General features: G+C 35.0%; 11 protein-coding genes. All 11 read left to right on the forward strand.

Features of this window, described 5'->3' with window-relative positions; translation table 11 throughout:
- Positions 1 to 31 precede the first annotated feature (31 nt).
- Positions 32 to 3,115 (forward strand): SusC/RagA family TonB-linked outer membrane protein, encoded by a 3,084-nt coding sequence (locus M2326_RS05410; RefSeq protein WP_264618533.1) that lies wholly within the window; start codon positions 32 to 34, stop codon positions 3,113 to 3,115.
- Between the two features lie 12 nt (positions 3,116 to 3,127).
- On the forward strand, positions 3,128 to 4,888 hold the full coding sequence (locus M2326_RS05415) for a RagB/SusD family nutrient uptake outer membrane protein (protein ID WP_264618534.1): 1,761 nt from the start codon (positions 3,128 to 3,130) through the stop codon (positions 4,886 to 4,888).
- Between the two features lie 311 nt (positions 4,889 to 5,199).
- The gene (locus M2326_RS05420; protein WP_264618535.1) at positions 5,200 to 8,211 is read left to right on the forward strand and encodes a beta-galactosidase; all 3,012 of its coding nucleotides are present in this window, start codon (positions 5,200 to 5,202) and stop codon (positions 8,209 to 8,211) included.
- 4 nt (positions 8,212 to 8,215) lie between these two features.
- Entirely contained in the window at positions 8,216 to 8,908 is a 693-nt protein-coding gene (locus tag M2326_RS05425; protein ID WP_264618536.1) for a fibronectin type III domain-containing protein, read from the forward strand.
- Positions 8,909 to 9,212: 304 nt separating this feature from the next.
- Positions 9,213 to 11,054 carry a T9SS type A sorting domain-containing protein gene (locus M2326_RS05430; RefSeq protein WP_264618537.1) on the forward strand — a complete coding sequence of 614 codons (1,842 nt, stop codon included), beginning with the start codon at positions 9,213 to 9,215 and terminating at the stop codon, positions 11,052 to 11,054.
- 318 nt (positions 11,055 to 11,372) lie between these two features.
- Positions 11,373 to 11,609 (forward strand): sulfatase-like hydrolase/transferase, encoded by a 237-nt coding sequence (locus tag M2326_RS05435; protein WP_264618538.1) that lies wholly within the window; start codon positions 11,373 to 11,375, stop codon positions 11,607 to 11,609.
- Between the two features lie 44 nt (positions 11,610 to 11,653).
- Positions 11,654 to 13,696 carry a glycoside hydrolase family 2 protein gene (locus tag M2326_RS05440; RefSeq protein ID WP_264618539.1) on the forward strand — a complete coding sequence of 681 codons (2,043 nt, stop codon included), beginning with the start codon at positions 11,654 to 11,656 and terminating at the stop codon, positions 13,694 to 13,696.
- A 4-nt stretch (positions 13,697 to 13,700) separates the two neighbouring features.
- Complete coding sequence (locus tag M2326_RS05445) at positions 13,701 to 14,870, forward strand: glycoside hydrolase family 88/105 protein (protein WP_264618540.1); 1,170 nt, start codon at positions 13,701 to 13,703, stop codon at positions 14,868 to 14,870.
- 4 nt (positions 14,871 to 14,874) lie between these two features.
- The gene (locus M2326_RS05450) at positions 14,875 to 16,746 is read left to right on the forward strand and encodes a heparinase II/III-family protein (protein WP_264618541.1); all 1,872 of its coding nucleotides are present in this window, start codon (positions 14,875 to 14,877) and stop codon (positions 16,744 to 16,746) included.
- Positions 16,747 to 16,753: 7 nt separating this feature from the next.
- Positions 16,754 to 19,366, forward strand: a complete 2,613-nt coding sequence (locus tag M2326_RS05455; RefSeq protein WP_264618542.1) for a glycoside hydrolase family 2 protein — start codon at positions 16,754 to 16,756, stop codon at positions 19,364 to 19,366.
- 69 nt (positions 19,367 to 19,435) lie between these two features.
- Entirely contained in the window at positions 19,436 to 20,848 is a 1,413-nt protein-coding gene (locus tag M2326_RS05460) for a sulfatase (RefSeq protein WP_264618543.1), read from the forward strand.
- Positions 20,849 to 21,141 lie beyond the last annotated feature (293 nt).

The following is a 21,141-nucleotide window of genomic DNA, read 5'->3' on the forward strand; positions in this document are numbered from 1 at the left end:
ATCATTATTATAAATTAATAAATTTAATTTTATGAATCTAAAGAAATATTTATTTGGTTTTTTATGCTTCATTTTCATAGGCTTTATGTCTGTGCAACATGTTAGCGCACAGGCAACCAATATAACGAACATAAAAAGTTTGAACGGTAAGATAATGGATGTTTATAATCATCCACTTTCTGGAGTAGTTGTTTCCGTATCTGGAGAAGAACGTGGAGCAATAAGTAATGCTGATGGTACCTTTACTATACTGGGAGTATATAAAAGTACCGATGAGTTTACCTTTAAAATGCTTGGCTATAGGACATTGATCACAAAGTTGAGCGAACAAACAGATTTAAACGTAAACATGGATAGAGATGTGTCCAATAGTAACCAAGTAATTCCTCTTTTGCGTGATAGTCGTGAAAATTATACACTAGGGGCATCAGCTGTTACCATCAGCGGGGATGAATTACGTCGTACACATCAACGTACAGTTTCTGCTGCTTTGGCAGGTCGTTTCCCTGGTTTGTACGTTACTACAAATAGTAGTGAGCCTGGTAATGAGACATACGGATTTAATATTCGTGGTAAATCTACTGTTAATGGTGGTGGTGTTAAAGTACTTGTTGATGGAATGGCATTAGGTATAAATTCCGTCCGCCCTGAAGATGTAGAAAGTGTAACGGTGCTTAAAGATGCTCCCGCATTGGCACAATATGGTATGGATGCGACAGGGGGTATTATTCTTATTAAAACGAAAGTTGGTGAGAGTGGACGTCCTAAAATTGTTGTTAGTGTAGATTATCAGGTACAACAAGCATTAAAAACTCCTGATATTCTGTCTTCAGGTGATTATGCTGAATTATATAACGAAGCAAGTTTAAACGATGGTGGTATTGCTAAATATACTGCTGAGGATATTTCTAAATTTCGTTCAGGAGAAGATAGAAACCTTTATCCTGACAACAATTGGTATGAAAGGTTCACAAAACCAGATTTGAGCAGTGTTAATGTTAATGCTTCTGCTACTGGTGGTGGTGAATATGTGAAATACTACACAAGTATAGGCTACCAGAAAATTGGCAGCCCGTTCAACACAGAAAGTGCATTAGAAGATTATGGTCGCAATAAAATTAACTTGCGTTCTAATGTTAATGTAAAAGTAACTGATTTTATTCATGCTTATGTAAAGTTGAATGCTACGGTAGATCGTAATTACTTTAACAATGCAAATGGAGGAGAAACAGGTGTTATGTCATCTTTATTTGATTTGGCTCCTACTATTTATGGGCCGTTAACTCCCTATGTCAGCGAAACTAATCCTGGTGGAAAAGTAGTTGTCACGACTAACGAGACAAACCCGACTTACGGGCGTTTGAATAGAAGCGGTTTCAAGAAAACAACAAGTCTTGATCTGACTTCGATCTCTGGTCTAAATTTTGACTTGGGGAGTATAATAAAAGGTCTATCTACATTTGGTGAGATTAAATTTCATACGTACTCTAATTCAAACTTGATGGCTAATACAGATTATGAACGTTGGACTCGTGACTTAACTGATGTTGATAATTTGGAATTTTTCAAATATGGTACTTCTATTCGTAATCCATTGGCATTCGCTAAATCCGTAAGTAATAATTTACGTTTTGAGTATGAATGGGCCGTTGATTATAAACGTCAATTTGGAAATCATGGTATTCATGCCAATGCTTTCTTCCATGAAGATTATATCAATGGAGATAACATTACAGAAGATTTACCTGAATATAAAATTACTTATGGTTTCTTGGCTAATTATTCTTATAAGAATTTCTTCTTTGCAGATTTCGTAGGAAGTTATGTAGGATCAGAACAGTTTGCACCAAGTGAGCGTTGGGGGCTCTTTCCTTCTGCAGATGCTGCAGTAGTATTGTCTAATTTGAGTTTCATGAAAGGCAGTAATACTCTTACCTTTTTGAAACTACGTGCTTCTTACGGTATAATTGGTAATGATAACTTTGGCGGTGATCGTTTCTTGTACAAAGATAATTTTCATGGTGGTGGATCCGTACATATAAAAAATGCAGGTAAAGCTTATATCGAAGACCAATATGGTAACCCATTACTAACATGGGAAAAATCACATAAAACTAATTTTGGTATTGATGCTTCAATTTTAAACATGTTTACTTTAAACTTCGATTATTTTATTGATAATACAGATAATATTTTGATTTCTGACGCAACTATTCCTTCTACTATAGGTATGAATTCAGACGATCGTGCTAAAATAAATTCGGGTAAAATAGATAGCCATGGTTTCGAAGCCGCTTTAGGTTGGAGCAAGGAGTTTAACAAAGATTTTGGTGTTGGATTAAAAGGCCATGTGGGGTATTATCAAAATGAGGTAAAAGATTTAGGGGAATTACAAAACCCAGAAGATTACGCATATAGATATCGTAAAACAGGTTACCGATTAGGCCAGCGTTTCGCTTATCAGGTTGATTACAGTAATGGTAACGGCTATTTCAATTCTCAAGATGAGATTGATAACTCAGGTTTAGTTTATCAAGGACAAGCACCTCGTCCTGGAGATTTCATTTATAAAGATGTGAATGGAGATGGAACTATTGATGCTGCTGATGAAGTGAAAATGGGTGATACGGGTAGTCCTCAAGTAGAATGGGGTTTTGAAGCTAATCTTCGTTTTAAAAACTTTGATTTTTCTATGTTATTACAAGGCTTAGGTAAATTTGATAAATTCAACAATGGTGTCGGGTATTATAGTAGCTATAATAAAGGAACATTCTTTGCTGATAATAAGAATGCCTGGACGGCTCAAAGATATGCAGACGGAAGTATGATTGCAGGCCCAGCCTTGACGCTTTCTGGGAGTTCAAGCTATCGTTCTAATGATTATTGGTCCGAAAGCAAAGCCTTTTGGCGAATAAAAAACATAGAAGTTGGGTATTCTTTACCTAGTGAATTAACGAAGATATTATCAATTAGTAATCTTCGAATATATGCAAGCGCAGTTAATTTATTGACTTTTGATAATTCAAAGTCAGGTGATGTTGATATTGAAAATAATAATGTAACGAACTTCCCTACGCAACGTTATTTTTCTGCAGGAATTAATGTAACATTTTAAAATATTAAAAAGATGAAATTTAAAATAAAACTCTTAACAGCTTTTTCTATAGGGCTTTTATTCACCTCGTGTAATGATACATTTGATTATGGTGAAGACAATCGTGTAAGTTATGATTATATTTTTTCTGATTATGGAGGAACGGGAGATTATGTGAATACATGTATGTCGCATATTCCCGCATTGGCTAACTGGAGAGGAGGAAACTTCTTAGCTGCATTTACAGATGAAGGTCAGGATGGTTCTTCTAGTAAACAGGCTAGTGCTCAATGGAAATATTACGATGGTCAAATGACGTCGTCAAATAATTTTATGGGGAACATTTATGATGGTATGTATGAAGGCATTCGTAATTGTAATATTTATTTAACTAATTATAACCCTGATATTTATTATAAGTTACCGGAACTTAGAGGAATATGGAAAGGTAACGTACTTTTGACTCGTGCATTTTACAAATGGCTTTTGGTGAAACACTACGGTCCATTACCCATGAATAATGAGATTTATAGTTTAGATCATGATTATTCTAAAGATGTGCGACCTAGTTACGCTAATTGTGTAGAAAGTATAATAGCTGATATTGATTCGGCTATGCTTGAAGATGACCTTCCTTGGAGTGTAAATAATAACGATAATGAAGGTACTTTGACAAAGGGTTTTGCGATGGCTTTAAAATCACAAGTAGCTTTATATGGGGCTAGTAATAATGCAATAGAATGGTCACAAGCTGCAACTATTACTAAAGATTGTTTAACTGCTCTAAAGTCACATAATTATTCAATTTATAAGGTGGCTACTAATGCTTATCAAAATGCTGGATCTCTTAATTCTTATCAGGATATGTTTTTAATTCATCCCGCACTTAGTTCAAATCGAATCAATACGGAATATATTTATAATCCGAACGGTACGTTGAATCTTTGGCAAAAATATGGTTTACCTATGAATGCTTCTAACGGTGTTACTTCTTCTGGCTTTTGTCCCTCTCAGGAATTGGTAGATGCTTATGAAACAAGCGATGGAATGCCTATTTTAAATCAGAAGACTCCATATCTAGATAATGAGCATCTGCAGCCCAACTACAATCCGGCTGCTCTAAAAGCTAATGGTGGTTTATATGATCCTGAATCCCCATATCAGAATAGAGACCCTCGTTTGCATGCAACAATAATCTGTAATGGTGATAACTTTGATTTAACGAATGGCAATAAACCTGTTGAAACATATGTTGGAGGTAATAATGGCTTTAGTACAAATAATGAACAATATACAAATACGGGTTATTATTTAAGAAAATTCAGTCATTGGGGGTCAAATAAGAACGTAAATAAGGATGGTACTTGGCCTTATTTCCGTTTGGCAGAGATGTATTTGAACTTTGCAGAAGCGTCATTCGAGGCAAATAGTGTTAATTCCGAAGCTAAAAGCGCAATTGATGCCGTTCGTGATCGTGTTGATATGCCCGCTTTGCCTACCGGATTGAGTCCCGAGGATTTTCGTTTACGTTTGCGTAATGAACGCCGTGTAGAATTTGCTTTCGAGGAAGAACGTTACTTTGATTTGCGTCGTTGGAACATCCAAAATGAAAAGGAAGGTATCATTACTGGTATGAAGATTACGAAGGTTAACAGTGATCTAAGCTATGAACGTGTTGTTGTTCAAAAACGTAATGTTACAGAACCTAAATATAGAGTAATGCCCATACCAAGAAATGAAGAACTTAGGTATGCTAAATATGGTATAAGCTGGCAAAATGAAGGTTGGCAGTAATAATGCTAGCTACTAAGAATTAGAAATGTAAAGAAAGGGTTGCGTCAAATAATTGACTCAACCTTTATCTTCGAGTTCCTGTTAATAGTGAGTTGAATTAATGTTCTGAAGATCTACGCAAGCACGTAAACTGAGAACTGTAGCAAATACCCTGTAAGAAGCTCCCTATTTAGGGTTTGCACCTAATGATTGATGGTCTTGAGACAAGATTATAGTTCTACCTTTTTTTGGTTAATGCCCTCTGTTACGATTTTTAATAGAGGGTTGTATTTATCAATAAACATAACAAACTGATTTAATCCTAAAAACTAATGAAAACAAATAGTACCGCTTATTTTACGGTCTTTTTTATGTGCCTTTTTGTACAGCAAATAACTTATGCCCAGAGAGTTCCCAAAATAAATATTGAAGATTTTAAAGGGACGGAAGAAGATGCAGTAAAAAAAATTGATACGCTTGAAATCTTGATTTCAAAAGCAGAGACTGAAGGTCTTGATGTCACCAAAGAAAAAATGACTATTAGCACCGCTAAAATCTTTTTGCTTTATGCTAACTGGGATGAAAATAATAAAGAATTGAATGAACCTTTATTAAAAACAATACAATCATTTCATCAAACTACGGCAGCGAACTTAGCAGAGCATCTCGCAACCTTTGAACGCAGTGAGGTTATTATGATGGTCGAAGAAGCTATAAGCACAGTAAAAGCTATCATTAATGGGGATGTCATTAGAAGATCCATACCTATTATAGATTGGTCGAAGGTCTCTGTAGTAAAAAACGAATTAATTGAAAATGGAAAACCTGTATTTTTAAATGATTATACATGGAAACCAGGAAGTGCCAGTACTTATAATTTAAATGAATATCTTGGAAATTTAAGTACATTTTACACAGCCCCTAGTCACGTTGCTAATGAAAGTGGCGCCATAGCTTCTTATATTTTAAATGACTTAAATAGTAAACCTTCAGGGACTATTGGAGGTGTTTTTATAGGACAAACTAGCGTTCCAAACTGGTTAAAAACAAAATATCCTACTATCAATAAAGGTGGAAGTGAATTTTTTAAATATGACATAAGTAGTCCTGGTATGAGAGAAATTATGCAAAAGCTTCTCGCTGGTGTTGGTCCCATTATAAAAGGAAAAAACTACAACAAACTAGGGTATATGTTGACAAATGAACCTCATTGGAATATTTCTGGTACTTGGGATGTTGTTGAATTCTCTGATTATGCAAAGGACAGTTTAAGAACTTGGCTAAAAGATAAACATAAAACCATTGAAAATTTAAATATACGTTGGGGTAAAAATTTCACAAGTTTTGATGATGTTATTATTCCATCACTACCCATTAACGAATCTGAAAGAGGAACTCCTGTTTGGTATGATTTAATCAGATTTAATCAAGACCGCGTTGCAAGTGGGTACCAATTTATGGCCGATGAAATTAAGAAAAATGATCCAGAAGGTAAATCTCATATTAAAATAATCCCAGGGTTCTTTACAGGAGGAAGTAGACACAGTGGTATTGATTTTGAGCAATTAACAAATATTACAAGTACAATAGGTAATGATGCTGGAACCCATAATTCACGTATGTGGGGGAGCCAAGAAAAATGGGAAGCGCGTTACTCTTATCACTGGAGAGAACTTTCATTAAGTTATGATTTCTTAAGATCTGTTGCCCCCAATAAAATAAACTATAACTCTGAAAGCCATTTTTTATCCGCTGGCTCATTTAGAGATTTGTTTCTAAGTCCTTCTTATGCCAGATCTGCGTATTGGTTAGCAACTTTACAAGGAATGAATGTTTCTCAATCATGGTATTGGCCTAGAGAAAGCGATGGTTCTATTAGAGCTAAAGAAGGTAAAGGTTATGCAGGGTCAAACGTTCAGCAACCAAGAATTGTCAATGAGATTGCTTCTACTTATATGGATTTAAATGCTAATGCTGACCATATTTCTGCACTGCAACACAAGAAACAACCTATTAGAATATTCTATTCTGAAAGCGCTGCAATAAATAGAGGAAGTTTTATGGACGATATCTTCGATATTTATGAAAGTCTTTATTTTGAAGGATTATCTATTGGTTTTGCTACTGAAAATATCATTAAAACTCAAGCCAATTCTAACTGGGATGTTATACTTATATATAATACAGAATCCTCAACCATAGCTGAAATGGAGGCTTTACAGTTGTATCTAGACAATGGAGGTACTGTAATATTGGACTCTAAGAGTCTTAAAAAAGATGAATACGGAAAAGTACATATGCTGGTTTTAAACAATGATAAAGGAGGTGTGTTAACTACAGTATCAACTCTATCAGATTTTGCTGTAAAAGCTAAAAATATAGCGGATACTAAACATCGATTTCCAAGTATAACACTCTCAGAAACGAATAGTTTAGGCTTGAAAGGCTGCGTTTGGAGAGCTTACACTAGTATCGATGGTAAGGAGATTATATCCATTGTTAACATCGGGAAAACGCAAGCATCAGTAACACTTGGCTTAAGAGGAGCTACAAATGCGATAACGTGTGTGAATCTATTAACAGGTGAAAAATTAAATGCCGATTTCACAATGAAGCCTGAAGCTGTTTTATTGTTGGAAGTTAGAGAGAAAACAGCTGAGGATAATAAATTTACGATTACAATTAATGGAGAAACCTGTGTTGGTGAAAATAATGGAAAAATCAATATTATTCCAGATGTAGAACAAAACTACATTGCTACCTTCAATGGTACTGATAGCAATTTTACAGATGATTTAACTCTTGAAGGCGTAAGTCCAGGAACTTATAATTTATGTATTTCTGTTGCGGGCGAAACCTTTATGCAATGCTACAGTTTAAAGGTTGAAGCAGCTACAACGATTACAGGTAAATCATCATTGATTTCGAATATGATTGCAGTTGAATTAGAAAAAGGAACACCACCTTTTAGCATTGATGTAAATGGAAAAATGGTTTATGAAACCTATTCGGATGCTTTTTCAATAGGGGTTAATCAAGGAGATAAGGTTCAGATAAAATCGAGCATTGCCTGTGAAGGAGTCCTATTAGAAACGGTTGATTTCTCGGGCTATATTAAGGCATTTCCAAATCCAACTACTGGTTCCGTACAGTTTGCGCTACCTATTCCAGATAAAGAGATTACAATCAATCTATATAATACTCAATCGAAATTATTATCATCAAAAGTATATCCTGTAATGGGTGGAACAGTAGAGCTAAGTGTAGGAGATAAACCTGTAGGGATTTATTTTGCAAAAGTACTAGGGGAAGTACCTATCAATATTAAAATTATAAAAAATTAGTCTGATGAAAAATATAAAACATATAGTACTTGCAGGTATTTTGGTATGTTCTTGTTCAGGTGATGGAGCAGACTCTGGTGGACAAACAGAAAATAAGGCTCCATCTAAAGTGTCATCGTTAACATACCCGACGAATAATTTATTATGCATCTCAAATACATTAGATTTTCAATGGGAAGCTTCATCAGACCCTGATGGAGATACTGTTTCTTATGTATTGGAAGTTTCAAAAAACAATCAATTTTCAACTATAGATCAATCATTTTCTGTTTCGGGAACTACTAAAACGGTAACATTAGAAAAAGGTGTTGCCTACTATTGGAGAGTTAAAGCAAAAGATAGTAAGAATTTAAGTAGCGATTTTTCTCCTGTTTATAAATTTTATACTGAAGGTATTGGAGCTATAAATCATTTGCCTTTTTCTCCAGATTTAATCTTTCCGGTATTAAATTTAGTGACTTCTAGCAGTACTGTCAATTTGAGATGGAATGCTAGCGATGTAGATAATGATGCATTAAAGTATGATGTTTATTTAGGAACATCAAATCCTCCACTAACTAAAGTTGGCGAAAACCAAAGCATAAATAATTTAATTATGAATTTGAATGCTGCAACAAATTATTATTGGCAAGTAGTTGTGAAAGATGGAAAAGGTGGAGTGACTATTGGACAAGTTTGGAATTTTAAGACGAATTGAAATTAGAATTTTTATATAGGACCTCGAAAATTACCTTACAAAAACCAGTACGATTATCAGATAATTAAAAAAAATATAGTTTCATTAAGGGGGGTAATATTATTGGGTTACTTTTCTTGTATGGTTTAAAACAAGCATAAGAAAGTCAGTGGCCTTTAACTAGATGAACTAGGTAAATTAAACCATTGTTAATACCTAAAAATAAGTATGAAAATACTTTCACAACTAGATAAAACTCTAAAATGAGAGATTGTGAAGTATACAATAAAGAAAAAGAATCCATCATTAATTAAATCAAAAAATCATGAAATTAACTACTATAAATCAACTATTGTCATTTTTGGCAATAGCACTACTGTTTTCAACATCCGAAACATTTGCGCAGAATGAAAGTGATTTTTATATCCCATTTACCGGTGGTATTACAAAAAATCTAAAAACTGATTTTGGAGTTGATAATCTATTTTCTACGGATGATTCCCAAGCATTACGTGATGCTATTGATGCTGTTGCCGCTGTGGGTGGTGGAAACATCTACATTCCCGAAGGGAATTATACCTTTCAAGGTATTGGTAACCTGAAATCTAATATAAATATTATTATTGATGCTGGAGTGGTGATTAGACCATTGGGCGGTCCAACAAAATTTTCGATGTTTCTAATTGGAAATGACGAACCACTTGTTGAAAACTGGAGCATAACAGGTGTTGGAGGAAGGTTTACGATTGACTTAACGCAGACTGAAAATCCCGAAGTTTTTGTTTTTACAGTAAACAATGTTAAAAATTTCAAATTATCTGATTTCAACATATTAGATAAAAAAACAGAATATTCAAATATAGCAATTGGACCAGCTAAATATAAAGGAACTTGGTGTTTTCCTGAAAACGGTGTTGTAGAAAATTGTGATGCAAATGATTGTGATTATGGTTATGGTTTAATGCAAATGCAAGCTGGGAAACATATTTATTTCAATAATATTTCAAGCACAGGAGGAATTCCCTTAAGACTAGAATCAGGTTGGAATGCTATACAAGGGACAATTGCTAGAATTGATGATATATACGCTAGGAATGTTCGTTGCTATAATGGACAAAGTGCTGTATTTTTAAGTCCACATACTATGAAGCAAGGAGTTGTTGATATACGAAATATTACCACTGTCGCTTGCGAATGGGCTGTTAAAACTGAAAATGGCTACGCTACATCAGCCCAGGCTACTAAAGGTCATACTCCTGGAAGTTTCGATGAAAATTCTGTTATTGCCAATATCAATGCCACTTATGGTGATAATGCAACAGTAAGATCGCAGGTTCTAAGATATATCCCTTGCGAACTTAGGAGCCTTATTGGGCCATACCGAAGTATAGATAGAACTTATCCTGCACCTTCGGTTGCACCTATTGGGGATTTGGCTCCTTTGGCAAGTAAAGGTACTTACCAGGTCAAAATCTGGGATGTTAGACATTCGGGTTACATGGATTTTGTTCCTACAATCGTGAATGAAAGCGGTGATGATTATGAAGATTGTACCACATCAGTTTGGAATCCTAATCCAGGAACCATTTCAGATAGATTCAATTTACTATCGCTAGTTGCTCCTCCTACTGTTAACAAAGATGATAATGTCAACTTATCAATAAATTATCAGGCTGATAAAAATGCAGATATATATTTTCAATTATTAAACAATAGTACAGGCAAAGTTGAGTCATCTACCAAAGCAACGGTTGAAGCTGGAAAAGGTACAAAAACGGCAACGGTACTAGTACCGTCTTCTCTTGATGATGGTGAATATGTTTGGAAAGTTTACGTTACTAAAATAGATGGAACAGTAGAAGATGATCAAGAATTTACGAGTGTAATTGTTGGAGAAAAACTAGGTGTAGATATGGTGAATATTGGAAACGCATTGTTAAATGATTTTGTTGTTTATCCAAATCCAACTTCAGAAATTATTAACATCAAAATAAATGACATTACAAATACATCTGAAATTATTGAAATATTTAATATTCTAGGCGATCGTCTTTATGAAAAATCAATAGCATCTAGGTCTCTATGTCAGATTAATGTTTCGGGCTTTCCTGCAGGGCTTTATTTTATTAAAATTGGAACTAGCTTAAAATCTATAGTTATTAATTAATCATCTTTATTTGTGATGAAATTCAATTATTAAGATGAATTAAGAATTAAATAAAAGTAGAATGAGACAAACTAAAATATTGTAACAATACATAGACTATCATATACGGATTAAAGTGTGACGAAGCACTTTGATTCACACTTGATAAACTAACTAATGATCACTAATTTAATCCAAATTCATTTTTTTGTCTGTGATGAACAATATTTAATGGAGTTTAGAAGTAAAATAAGGAATTAAATTTGAGAATACTACCTATTTACAAAGGATTGTAAACAAAATTTAGAATTAATTTATTAAATATATAAAAATATAAAAATGAGATATAGAACGATAAAAGGAAGTGATTTTTTAATGCTTTGCCTTTTTATTATTGGGAGTGCAAATTTATATACCGATCAAAAACAGTCGAATATCCTGTTTATTATGATTGATGATTTGCGTCCCGAATTAGGTTGTTACGCTTTGCCGCAGATCAAAACTCCCAATTTAGATCAACTTGCCACTCGAAGTACTTTGTTTAATAATGACTATTGGACAAGTTTGGAATTTTAGTACGAACTAGTTTTATTAACAGAACAAATAAACATCAAGAATTAATGAAAAAACATATTCTATTACTAATCTTATCAGTGGGTATAGGATTACACGCTCAAGCTCCTTTTTTACAACATAGAAATCTAATCAAAATTGAAAATTGGAAATTTTTGAAGGGGGTTACTAATGATGCAGAAAATCCCATTTTCGATGATGCTCAATGGCAAAATGTGAAAGTTCCGCATACCTATTCTATGGATGCCATCAATGATATTGGCTATTACAAAGGTGAAGCTTGGTACAGAACTACATTTGAGGCAGCTGCGTCTATGAACGAGCAACGTACCTACATCCGTTTTGAAGGCGTTGGTCAAGAAGCAACTGTTTATTTAAACGGAAAAAAAATTGGCACACATATAGGAGGCTATTCTGCTTTTTGTTACGAAATTACAAACTTGATTAAAAGTAAAGGTCAAAATGTTTTGGCAGTAAACGTGACCAATGCACCCAATTTTAAAAGAATTCCTATCGATGATGCTTTATTCAACCATTATGGTGGAATCTATAGACCTGTACAGTTATTTTCTACTCCAAAAAGTGCAATAACTCCAACTTATTTTGCTAGTTCTGGGGTTTTTGTAGAAGCTACAAAAGTAACTCCTGACAAAGCACAAATGGAGGTACGAACACATTTAAGTACTATTGATAATCAGTCCAATAGTATTCTAAAATACAGCTTGAAAAATGCCGAAAATAAGGTTGTATTCGAAAAAATAAAATCTTTAAACACAATAAGCAAAGATACAATCATCGTTAGTCAGTTCGAAATTGCGAAACCGATTCTTTGGAATGGTCGTATCAATCCACATCAATATACCTTAGATGTTCAATTGATTACAGACGGTTCAGTTGACAAAGTCAGTCAGAAATTCGGAATAAAAACTTTTGCTATAGACGGTGATAAAGGATTTATTTTAAATAATAAAGAGTACCGTTTAAATGGGGTTAGTAAACATCAAGAATGGGAACAAGTGGGTCCAGCAGTAAGCGACGAAAATCTGGTTGCCGATATGGAATTAATTGATGAAATTGGTGCTACATCTTTGCGATTGTCGCATTATCAGCATTCGGATAAAACCTATGAATTAGCAGATGAAAAAGGGGTACTTGTTTGGTCAGAAATTCCATTTGTACATGATTGGAGTAGTCGAGAAGGTGGAAATGCCAACCAACAATTAAAAGAATTAATACTGCAAAACTATAACCACCCCAGCATTTTTGTTTGGGGATTATGGAATGAGGTTAGGTCTTGGAATGGAGATAAAGCTCCGGCTGTAGTCTTGACCAAAGAATTAAACCAACTGGCACACAAACTAGACAAAACAAGAATGACCACTTCGGCTAGTGATAGAGACATGGTGGATGATATGGGTGGAATTACAGACCTCCAAGCGTGGAACAAGTATTTTGGTTGGTATGGTAATTCTATCGAAGAAATGGCTACTTGGTTGGATAAATCACATCGAGAACATCCCGAAATTAAAATTGGTTTAAGTGAATATGGAGCGGGAGGGAACATAAACCATCAAGACATAACAAAATTAGATAAACCCAAAGGGAATTATTTTCCTGAAATGGAGCAATCGAGATACCATGAAATTACTTGGAAAATCCTAAAAGACCGTCCTTTTGTTTGGGGGACTTTCGTTTGGAATATGTTTGATTTCTCAGTAGCAGGTTGGAATAGAGGAGGAATTAAAAATTTAAACCACAAAGGGCTGGTTACATTTGATCGAAAAACAAAAAAAGATGCTTTTTATTTTTACAAAGCCAATTGGAGTAAAGCGCCAGTACTTTATATTGCGGAACGACGAAATAATGTAAGAACCACTGCAATGACCAGCATAAAAGTATATACAAATCTAATAAAGGTCACTTTATATGTTAATAACAAAAAGATAAAAACACAAAAACTAGAATCAGACATAAATGTGATAACATTTGATGCTATTACACTTAATAAAGGGAAAAACGAGATAAAAATAATTTCTGCAGATAAATCTTCAAAATTGGAAGATGAGGTCAAATGGGAACTTAAAAATTAAAAGAATGAAAAAGCTAGTGTATCTTTTGCTTTTATTGCTACTACCAATTGTAATAAAAGCACAAGTTTCGAAAACAAAGTCCAGTTCAAAAGAGGTGAAAGCCATAACTCAAAAAGTAGCCGACTGGCAAATTGAAACTTTTGCAGAAATGGGTAAATACCGTGCATTACCCTCAAAAAACAGAGAAAAGTGGCATAATAGGGACGTTTATCCGGATTTAGAATGGCATTGTGCGGCATTGTATGCTGGTATGTTTCAGTTTAGCACCATAACAGATAATCCAAAATACATCAATTGGTTAAAGAGCAAGGGAGATAAAAACGACTGGAAATTATTCCGAAGAATGTACCATGCCGATGACCAAGCTGTGGGGCAATTTTACACCAATCTTTATGAAGTGTATAAGGATGAAAAAATGATTCAACCGACGCAAATGCGTTTTGATTCTATTCTGCAAACTGATAAAAGTACCAAAAGCCTTTGGTTTTGGAGTGACGCTCTTTTTATGGCGCCACCAGTTTGGGCTAGGCTTTCAAAAGTGACTAAGGATGCTAAATATTTAGAATTTATGGACAAACAGTATCGCATGTCCTATGATAAACTTTGGGATAAAAAAGAACACCTTTTTTTCAGGGATAAAAACTATTTTGATGCTAAAGAAAAGAACGGACAAAAAACGTTTTGGTCGAGAGGTAACGGATGGGTTTTTGGAGGCTTGGCGCTAATGATTCCCGATTTGCCTAAGGATTGGAAAAATAGAGCATTCTATATTTCTATTTTTAAAGAAATGGCTGCGACTTTAAAAAAGGAACAACGGAAAGACGGTACTTGGTCAGCAAGTATTTTGGCAGATGAAAAAGACTATCCGAATAAGGAAACAAGCGGTACAGCATTTTTTACTTTTGGTTTGGCATGGGGAATCAACAACGGATTTCTAGACAAAGAAACCTACGAGCCTGCTATGTTGAGGTCTTGGAACGCACTAGTAGATTGTGTCAATAAAGATGGGATGTTAGGTTATGTGCAACCTGTAGGAGCTGCGCCAGGAGAGAGTTTTAAAGACTATACAGAACTGTATGGTACTGGAGCGTTCTTGGCTGCGGGAACGGAAGTTTATAAATTTTATCAGAAAAAAGAAGTTTCAGAACATATGGATAAATTAAAAAGTAACTAAATAAATGAAAATAAAATCACTTGTATATATCGCAATAGTTGTTGTTACGTTCGCTAGACCCAATTTAGTATGTAGTCAACAAAAACTTCCTGTATTAGACAATCCAATGTCTGTTGACTATCTTCAAAATAAGATTAGAAAAGAACTTCCACGTTTAGTTTATACCAAGGAAACTGTTAAATTAGTAAGAGAAAAAATTAATTCAGATCCTGTTCTCAAAAACAGGTATGCTGCTATAAAATTAAATGCGGAAGCTATTTATAAAGAACCACTTTTAGAACGAGTTATTATCGGCAGACGCATGCTGGATGTATCTCGGGAGTTTCTTTATCGTATGAATATGTTGGGATTTGTATATCTAATAGAAGAAGATGATAAATCGTTAAATCGTATAAATGAAGAATTGCAAGCGGTTTGCAACTTTAGCAATTGGAATCCATCACATTTTCTAGATGTAGCAGAAATGGCTTTAGGAGTTGCCATTGCTGTTGATTGGACACAAGGGAACTTGCCAGAGGCTACCATTAGGTTAGCCAAACAATCTTTGCTCGAAAAAGCAATTCAAAAAACATGGAGAGCCAACGATAAAAAATGGGGAATTGCTTATGGTAATACCAATTGGAATCAAGTGTGTGCAGGTGGATTAATCGCTGCGTCTATCGCAATTGCTGATGAAAATCCAGAAATAGCTTCAAAAACAATTGCGAGAGCTTTGGATGGTTTGCCTAATGTTTTAGCTGCTTACGGACCTGACGGAGCTTACCCAGAAGGCGCTACTTATTGGGATTTCGCAACGGCCTATTCTGTAACAACAAATAGTATGTTTGAAAGCGCTTTTGGAACTGATTTTGGCGCAAATGACATTTTAGGATTTAAAGAAAGTGCTACTTTTAGGTTGTTAAGCGAATGTCCATCTGGTTTGTATTACAATTTTTCAGATTGTGAAGACAAGCAAAATGCTAATGGTAATTCAGTTCTCGCTTGGTTTGCCATGAAATCTGGAAACGAAGCTTTTTTTAAGCGAAATAGTTTTTTGCAACCAACAGAAATGACGAACAAATTGTCACGATTTGATGGTGTTGGGATGCTATGGATTGCACAATATGAGAAACGTTTTTTCAAAGATATGCCAGTGGCTTGGAAAGGCAATGGAAACAATCCGATAGTTATTTTTAAATCCGGTGCCGATGATGAACATCAATTTTATTTAGGTTGCAAAGGAGGAAGAGCAAGCATTAGCCATGGTAATATGGACGCTGGTTCTTTTGTTTTTGAATTAAACGGAATACGTTGGTCAATAGATGGTGGTTTTCAAGATTACAACGAATTAGAAAAAGAAGGTTTTAATCTTTGGACCAATGCGCAAGATGGTGATCGTTGGAAATTACTAACAAAAAATAACTTTGGACATAGTACTTTAACCGTCAATAATGAGTTGTTTTTAAACAATGCTTTTGCACCGTTAATTGCTTTTAAAGACGGGAAACAACCAGAAGCATCTTTCGATTTAACCGCTGTTTTTGGTGAAAACTTAAAAAAAGCAGAGCGGAAATTTGTAAAAGAAAGCAATACCTCTTTATTAATTGAAGATAAATTAAAATTTTCGGATACAACTAAAATGATTACTTGGCAAATGTTGACAACCGCTGATGTGCAGATTATCAAAGATGGTGCAATTCTTTCGCAAGGGGGTAAAAAATTAAAATTAGAAAATATTTCGCATCCAGAAGTAATTGTGTCCATAGTGTCCTTGGATCCACCACCATTAGAATTAGACAAACATATTGCAGGGCTCAAACGGATAGAAATACGAATTCCGGCAACGGCTAGTAAATTAGACGAAACCACTATAAAAATTAGATTATCTCAATATTAGATTCACTATGAAAAAATCCATTTTAATATACTTATTTACCTTATTGTTGTCCATAAGTGGCATTGCGGTCAAAGCCCAAAATTTCTCTACAGCCGGATTTTATGAAGTAGCCAACTCTTCTAGAAAAGTGTTTAATTTCAACCCTGGATGGCGTTTTTATAAGGGCGACGTAAAAAATGCGGAACAGCTACAATTTGACGACAGTGCTTGGGAAGCTGCAAATCTTCCGCACGGATTAGAAATATTGGGCGAAAATGCCAGTGGAGGTCGTAATTATCAAGGTATTGCTTGGTACCGCAAACAATTTCAAGTCAGTAAAAAAACGGCTGACGCCAAAGTATATCTTTATTTTGAAGCGGTAATGGGAAAATGCCAAGTCTGGGTAAACGGAAAACTTGCGACCGAACATTTTGGAGGATATTTGCCTTTTGCTGTTGATATTACCAATTTGATAAACAAAGATGCAACTCCCAATATAGTGGCTGTAAAAGCCGATAATAGTGATGATAAAACCTATTTACCAGGTAAAAACCAATCTGGATTGGATTTTACTTATATGGGCGGTATTTATAGAGATACCTATCTTATCGAAACCCCTTCTACGCATGTTACACTCACAGAGCTAAGTACTACGGTTGCTGGCGGAGGTGTTTTTGCGGCAACAGTTGCTATTAATGGTAAGGCTGCAAAAATAGAAGTTCGAACAGAATTGGCAAATGATAGCCAACAAGCTAATAAAATTACCCTTCAAACTACGCTGGAAGATGCCAATTATAAACCAATCAAAAAGACAACTCAGAAAATTGACTTAAAAGCGGGCGAAAGCAAACAATTGAGCCAACAATTGGACGTTAAGAATGTACAATTTTGGCATCCTGATAATCCCTATCTTCATTATATAAAGACAGAAATTGTTGTCAATGGTAAAGTGGTAGACGCAATGCGAACGCGTATTGGAATTCGTTTGTTCGAAATGCGTGGAAAAGACGGCTTATACATAAACAAAGAACCGTATGAAGCGAAGTTAATCGGAGTAAACCGTCATCAAGATTATACTTATGTTGGAAATGCATTGCCAAATTCTGGACAATGGCGAGATGTGAAATTACTAAGAGAAGGTGGTTCACGCATTATAAGAGCAGGCCATTATCCACAAGACCCTGCGTTTTATGATGCTTGTGATGAATTTGGAATGTTGACAACAACAGCCAATCCGGGTTGGCATTTCTTTAACTTCAAAGAGCCTATTTTCGAAAAAAGACTGTATGAAGACACTCATAATCTAGTGCGACGTGATCGCAATTTGGCTTCTATTTTAATGTGGGAAACGGCTCTGAACGAAACACCACAGCAACCCGCAGAAGCGATGAACAAGATGCATAAAATTGCTCACGAAGAATTTCCTTTTCCAGGAATGTTTACGGTAACGGATTACCAAGAAGCCAAAAAAGCAGGCTTGGATTTGCAGTATCACGGTACCGATCCCAATGTGAATTCCTTTAATCGAGAATATGGTGATGGAAACGAAGTGGACAATTGGTCTTCGCAAAATGCAACTACTCGAGTAAAAATGGAATGGGGAGAAAAAGCGTTACTCAATCAAGCTATGATACAAGCAGCCACCCTAAATGACCGATTCAAAACACCAAAATCAAGATTAGGAGGTGCAATTTGGGCAGGAATAGACCATCAAAGAGGCTATCATCCAGACCCTTTTTGGGGCGGATTATTGAACGGACTACGTTTACCAAAATATGTGTATTATTTATACAAAAGTCAATACAATGCGGACTATAAAGTACCAGGAATAGAAACGGGTCCAATGCTATTTATAGCCAACGAATTGACGCAGATTTCTCCAAAAGAAATTGTCATATTCAGTAATTGTGACGAAATAAAATTGACTTGGCTAGGGAAAGTTGTGGGCATTCAAAAACCATCCAATGACCCAAAATTTAAGGATTTACCACATGCTCCTTTTGTATTCGAAAATGTATTCGACTTTGCAGAAATCAATACCCATTGGCGTTCCAAGACCAATCAAATTGAATTAATAGCAGAAGGGATGATTGATGGAAAAGTGGTTGTCAAAACAGTGAAAAATTATGCTGAACGTACTGCTGGGGTCAAACTGACTGTTGATAGTCAAGGCTTGGATTTAGTGGCAGACGGTTCCGATTTTATTCCAGTTCGAGCAACTATTGTGGATACAGATGGTATCAAAAAAGTATTAGCGTCTACAGAGGTTTATTTCGAAATTGAAGGAGAAGGGGAAATTATAAGTACCAATCCTGTAAAAGCAGAAATGGGTGTGGCAACAGTTTTGGTTCGTTCGACCTTAAAAGCGGGAACTATTAAAATAAAAGGATTCGCAAGCGGATTGAATACTGATACGATAACATTGGAATCAAAACCAATGGTCGAAAAACCACTTTATGATGCCAATTATTTATCATCATCGGCAAAGGCGAAGAAGGAGAAAGGATTTGTAATTCAAGAATCGAAGATAGACTTACCTTTAGATGTTCAAGAATTGCATAAAGAAATCAAAAAGCTGCAATTAATCATAACGGGTAAAGAACAAGATTTAATGGAATTTAGAAGCAAAACAAAGGAATAAAATCTATAATTCGAACTATGGATAAAAGATTATAAAAACAGTTTTACACTATTTATTAAAATTATAAAGATGAAAAAAAGAACGATAAAAGGAAGTGATTTTCTAATGCTTTTCCTAATAATTATAGGTAATATAAGTATAAGTAACGGACAGAAGCAACCCAATGTTGTATTTATTATGGTTGACGATTTGCGTCCTGAACTAGGTTGTTATGGTTCGCCACAAATTAAAACACCTAATATCGACAAGTTAGCTTCTCAAGGAACCTTGTTTAACAATGCTTATTGCAACATTCCTGTTTGCGGTGCTTCCAGAGCGAGTCTATTAACGGGTATTCTTCCAACAAAAGAACGTTTTGTTCAATTTGATGCTTATGCATCAAAAGATGTCCCAGATGCAAAAACATTACCTCAGGTTTTTAAAGAAGCAGGATACCAGACCTTTTCTATTGGAAAAGTTTTTCATCATCCAGATGATGCTAATGATAGGAGTTGGAGTGAACCTGCTTGGTTGAATCAAGGAGAGAAATATGATTTTATGCTATCGAAAGATCCTATATCAGCCTTAACATTAAGCAAGGCTAATAGAGGAAGAATATATGAAATGCCAGATGTGAAGGATGATGCCTATAACGACGGACAGACTGCCTTGAAAACTATTGAACAGCTGAGAAATCAGAAAAAAAACAAACAACCCTTTTTTATTGCTTGCGGTTTTGTTCGTCCTCATTTACCATTTTATGCCCCAAAAAAATATTGGGATTTATACAATAGAGATTCCATTACTGAAGCAAATAATAATTTCCGCCCAAAAAATGCGCCTGCAAGTCTTAACGGAAGTGGTGAATTTAGAAACTATTATTTAGATAATTTAAACCCAAAATCGGAAGAATTTCGTAAAATGATGAAACATGGTTATTATGCCAGCGTTAGTTATACCGATAAATTAATTGGTGATGTATTACAAGAACTTAAAAATCTGAATTTAGATGAAAATACCATTGTGGTTCTATGGGGAGATCATGGGTGGAATCTAGGAGAACATACCTTTTGGGGAAAACACAATATGATGAAATTAGCCTTGAAAGTGCCTCTGATTATAAAAGTACCAACTAATAAAAACGTTAATAAAACATCTGCAATTGTCGAAAGTGCCGATATCTTCCCAACCTTGTGTTCTCTGGCAGGAATTATTCCACCAAAACAAATTCAAGGGAAAAGTTTCACTGAGCTTCTTTCTAAAAAAGAGGAACCATTTAGAGAATATGCCTATAGTAGATTTTTAGATGGAGATACCGTTATCAATGATCGTTATGCTTATACCCATTATTCAGGTAAAAAACATGGAGAAGAAGTCATGCTTTTCGACCACCTCAGTGACCCAGATGAGAACGAAAATGTAGTCATGAAACCAGAATACAAAGAGGTTGTAAAAGAAATGGAAGCGTGGTTGAAAGCTTCTCAAAACAGAGCTGTGAAGTAAAAAATAGTATCTCTAATAAGATATCGGCCTAGAAAAGGATGATTGTCCATTGAGCGCTTTATTCATTTGGTTTGTTACTTGTGACTAAAACAGTAGAGCACTAAATTGTAATTTTTTTTAACCCTTTGGGTGAAATTATCAAAATTGGTTATTAAAGCAGTTTTTAGTTAGACTACTAAATCTAATTACTACCTATTTGTCCGTCTGAGCTTAGCCTGTCTAGAGCTTTCTTCGAAGGGGAGACTATTCTGATTACACTTTGACAAGCGCAGTTTGACCTATTTCATGTGAAT

This window comes from Flavobacterium psychraerolatum (assembly GCF_025960985.1).
In the GTDB taxonomy this organism is placed as follows: Bacteria; Bacteroidota; Bacteroidia; order Flavobacteriales; family Flavobacteriaceae; genus Flavobacterium.

Bases quoted from the DNA above. Each gene is read 5' to 3' on its own strand.
- M2326_RS05410 (WP_264618533.1), top strand. From the start codon at position 32: ATGAATCTAAAGAAATATTTATTTGGTTTTTTATGCTTCATTTTCATA.
- M2326_RS05415 (WP_264618534.1), top strand. From the start codon at position 3,128: ATGAAATTTAAAATAAAACTCTTAACAGCTTTTTCTATAGGGCTTTTA.
- M2326_RS05420 (WP_264618535.1), top strand. From the start codon at position 5,200: ATGAAAACAAATAGTACCGCTTATTTTACGGTCTTTTTTATGTGCCTT.
- M2326_RS05425 (WP_264618536.1), top strand. From the start codon at position 8,216: ATGAAAAATATAAAACATATAGTACTTGCAGGTATTTTGGTATGTTCT.
- M2326_RS05430 (WP_264618537.1), top strand. From the start codon at position 9,213: ATGAAATTAACTACTATAAATCAACTATTGTCATTTTTGGCAATAGCA.
- M2326_RS05435 (WP_264618538.1), top strand. From the start codon at position 11,373: ATGAGATATAGAACGATAAAAGGAAGTGATTTTTTAATGCTTTGCCTT.
- M2326_RS05440 (WP_264618539.1), top strand. From the start codon at position 11,654: ATGAAAAAACATATTCTATTACTAATCTTATCAGTGGGTATAGGATTA.
- M2326_RS05445 (WP_264618540.1), top strand. From the start codon at position 13,701: ATGAAAAAGCTAGTGTATCTTTTGCTTTTATTGCTACTACCAATTGTA.
- M2326_RS05450 (WP_264618541.1), top strand. From the start codon at position 14,875: ATGAAAATAAAATCACTTGTATATATCGCAATAGTTGTTGTTACGTTC.
- M2326_RS05455 (WP_264618542.1), top strand. From the start codon at position 16,754: ATGAAAAAATCCATTTTAATATACTTATTTACCTTATTGTTGTCCATA.
- M2326_RS05460 (WP_264618543.1), top strand. From the start codon at position 19,436: ATGAAAAAAAGAACGATAAAAGGAAGTGATTTTCTAATGCTTTTCCTA.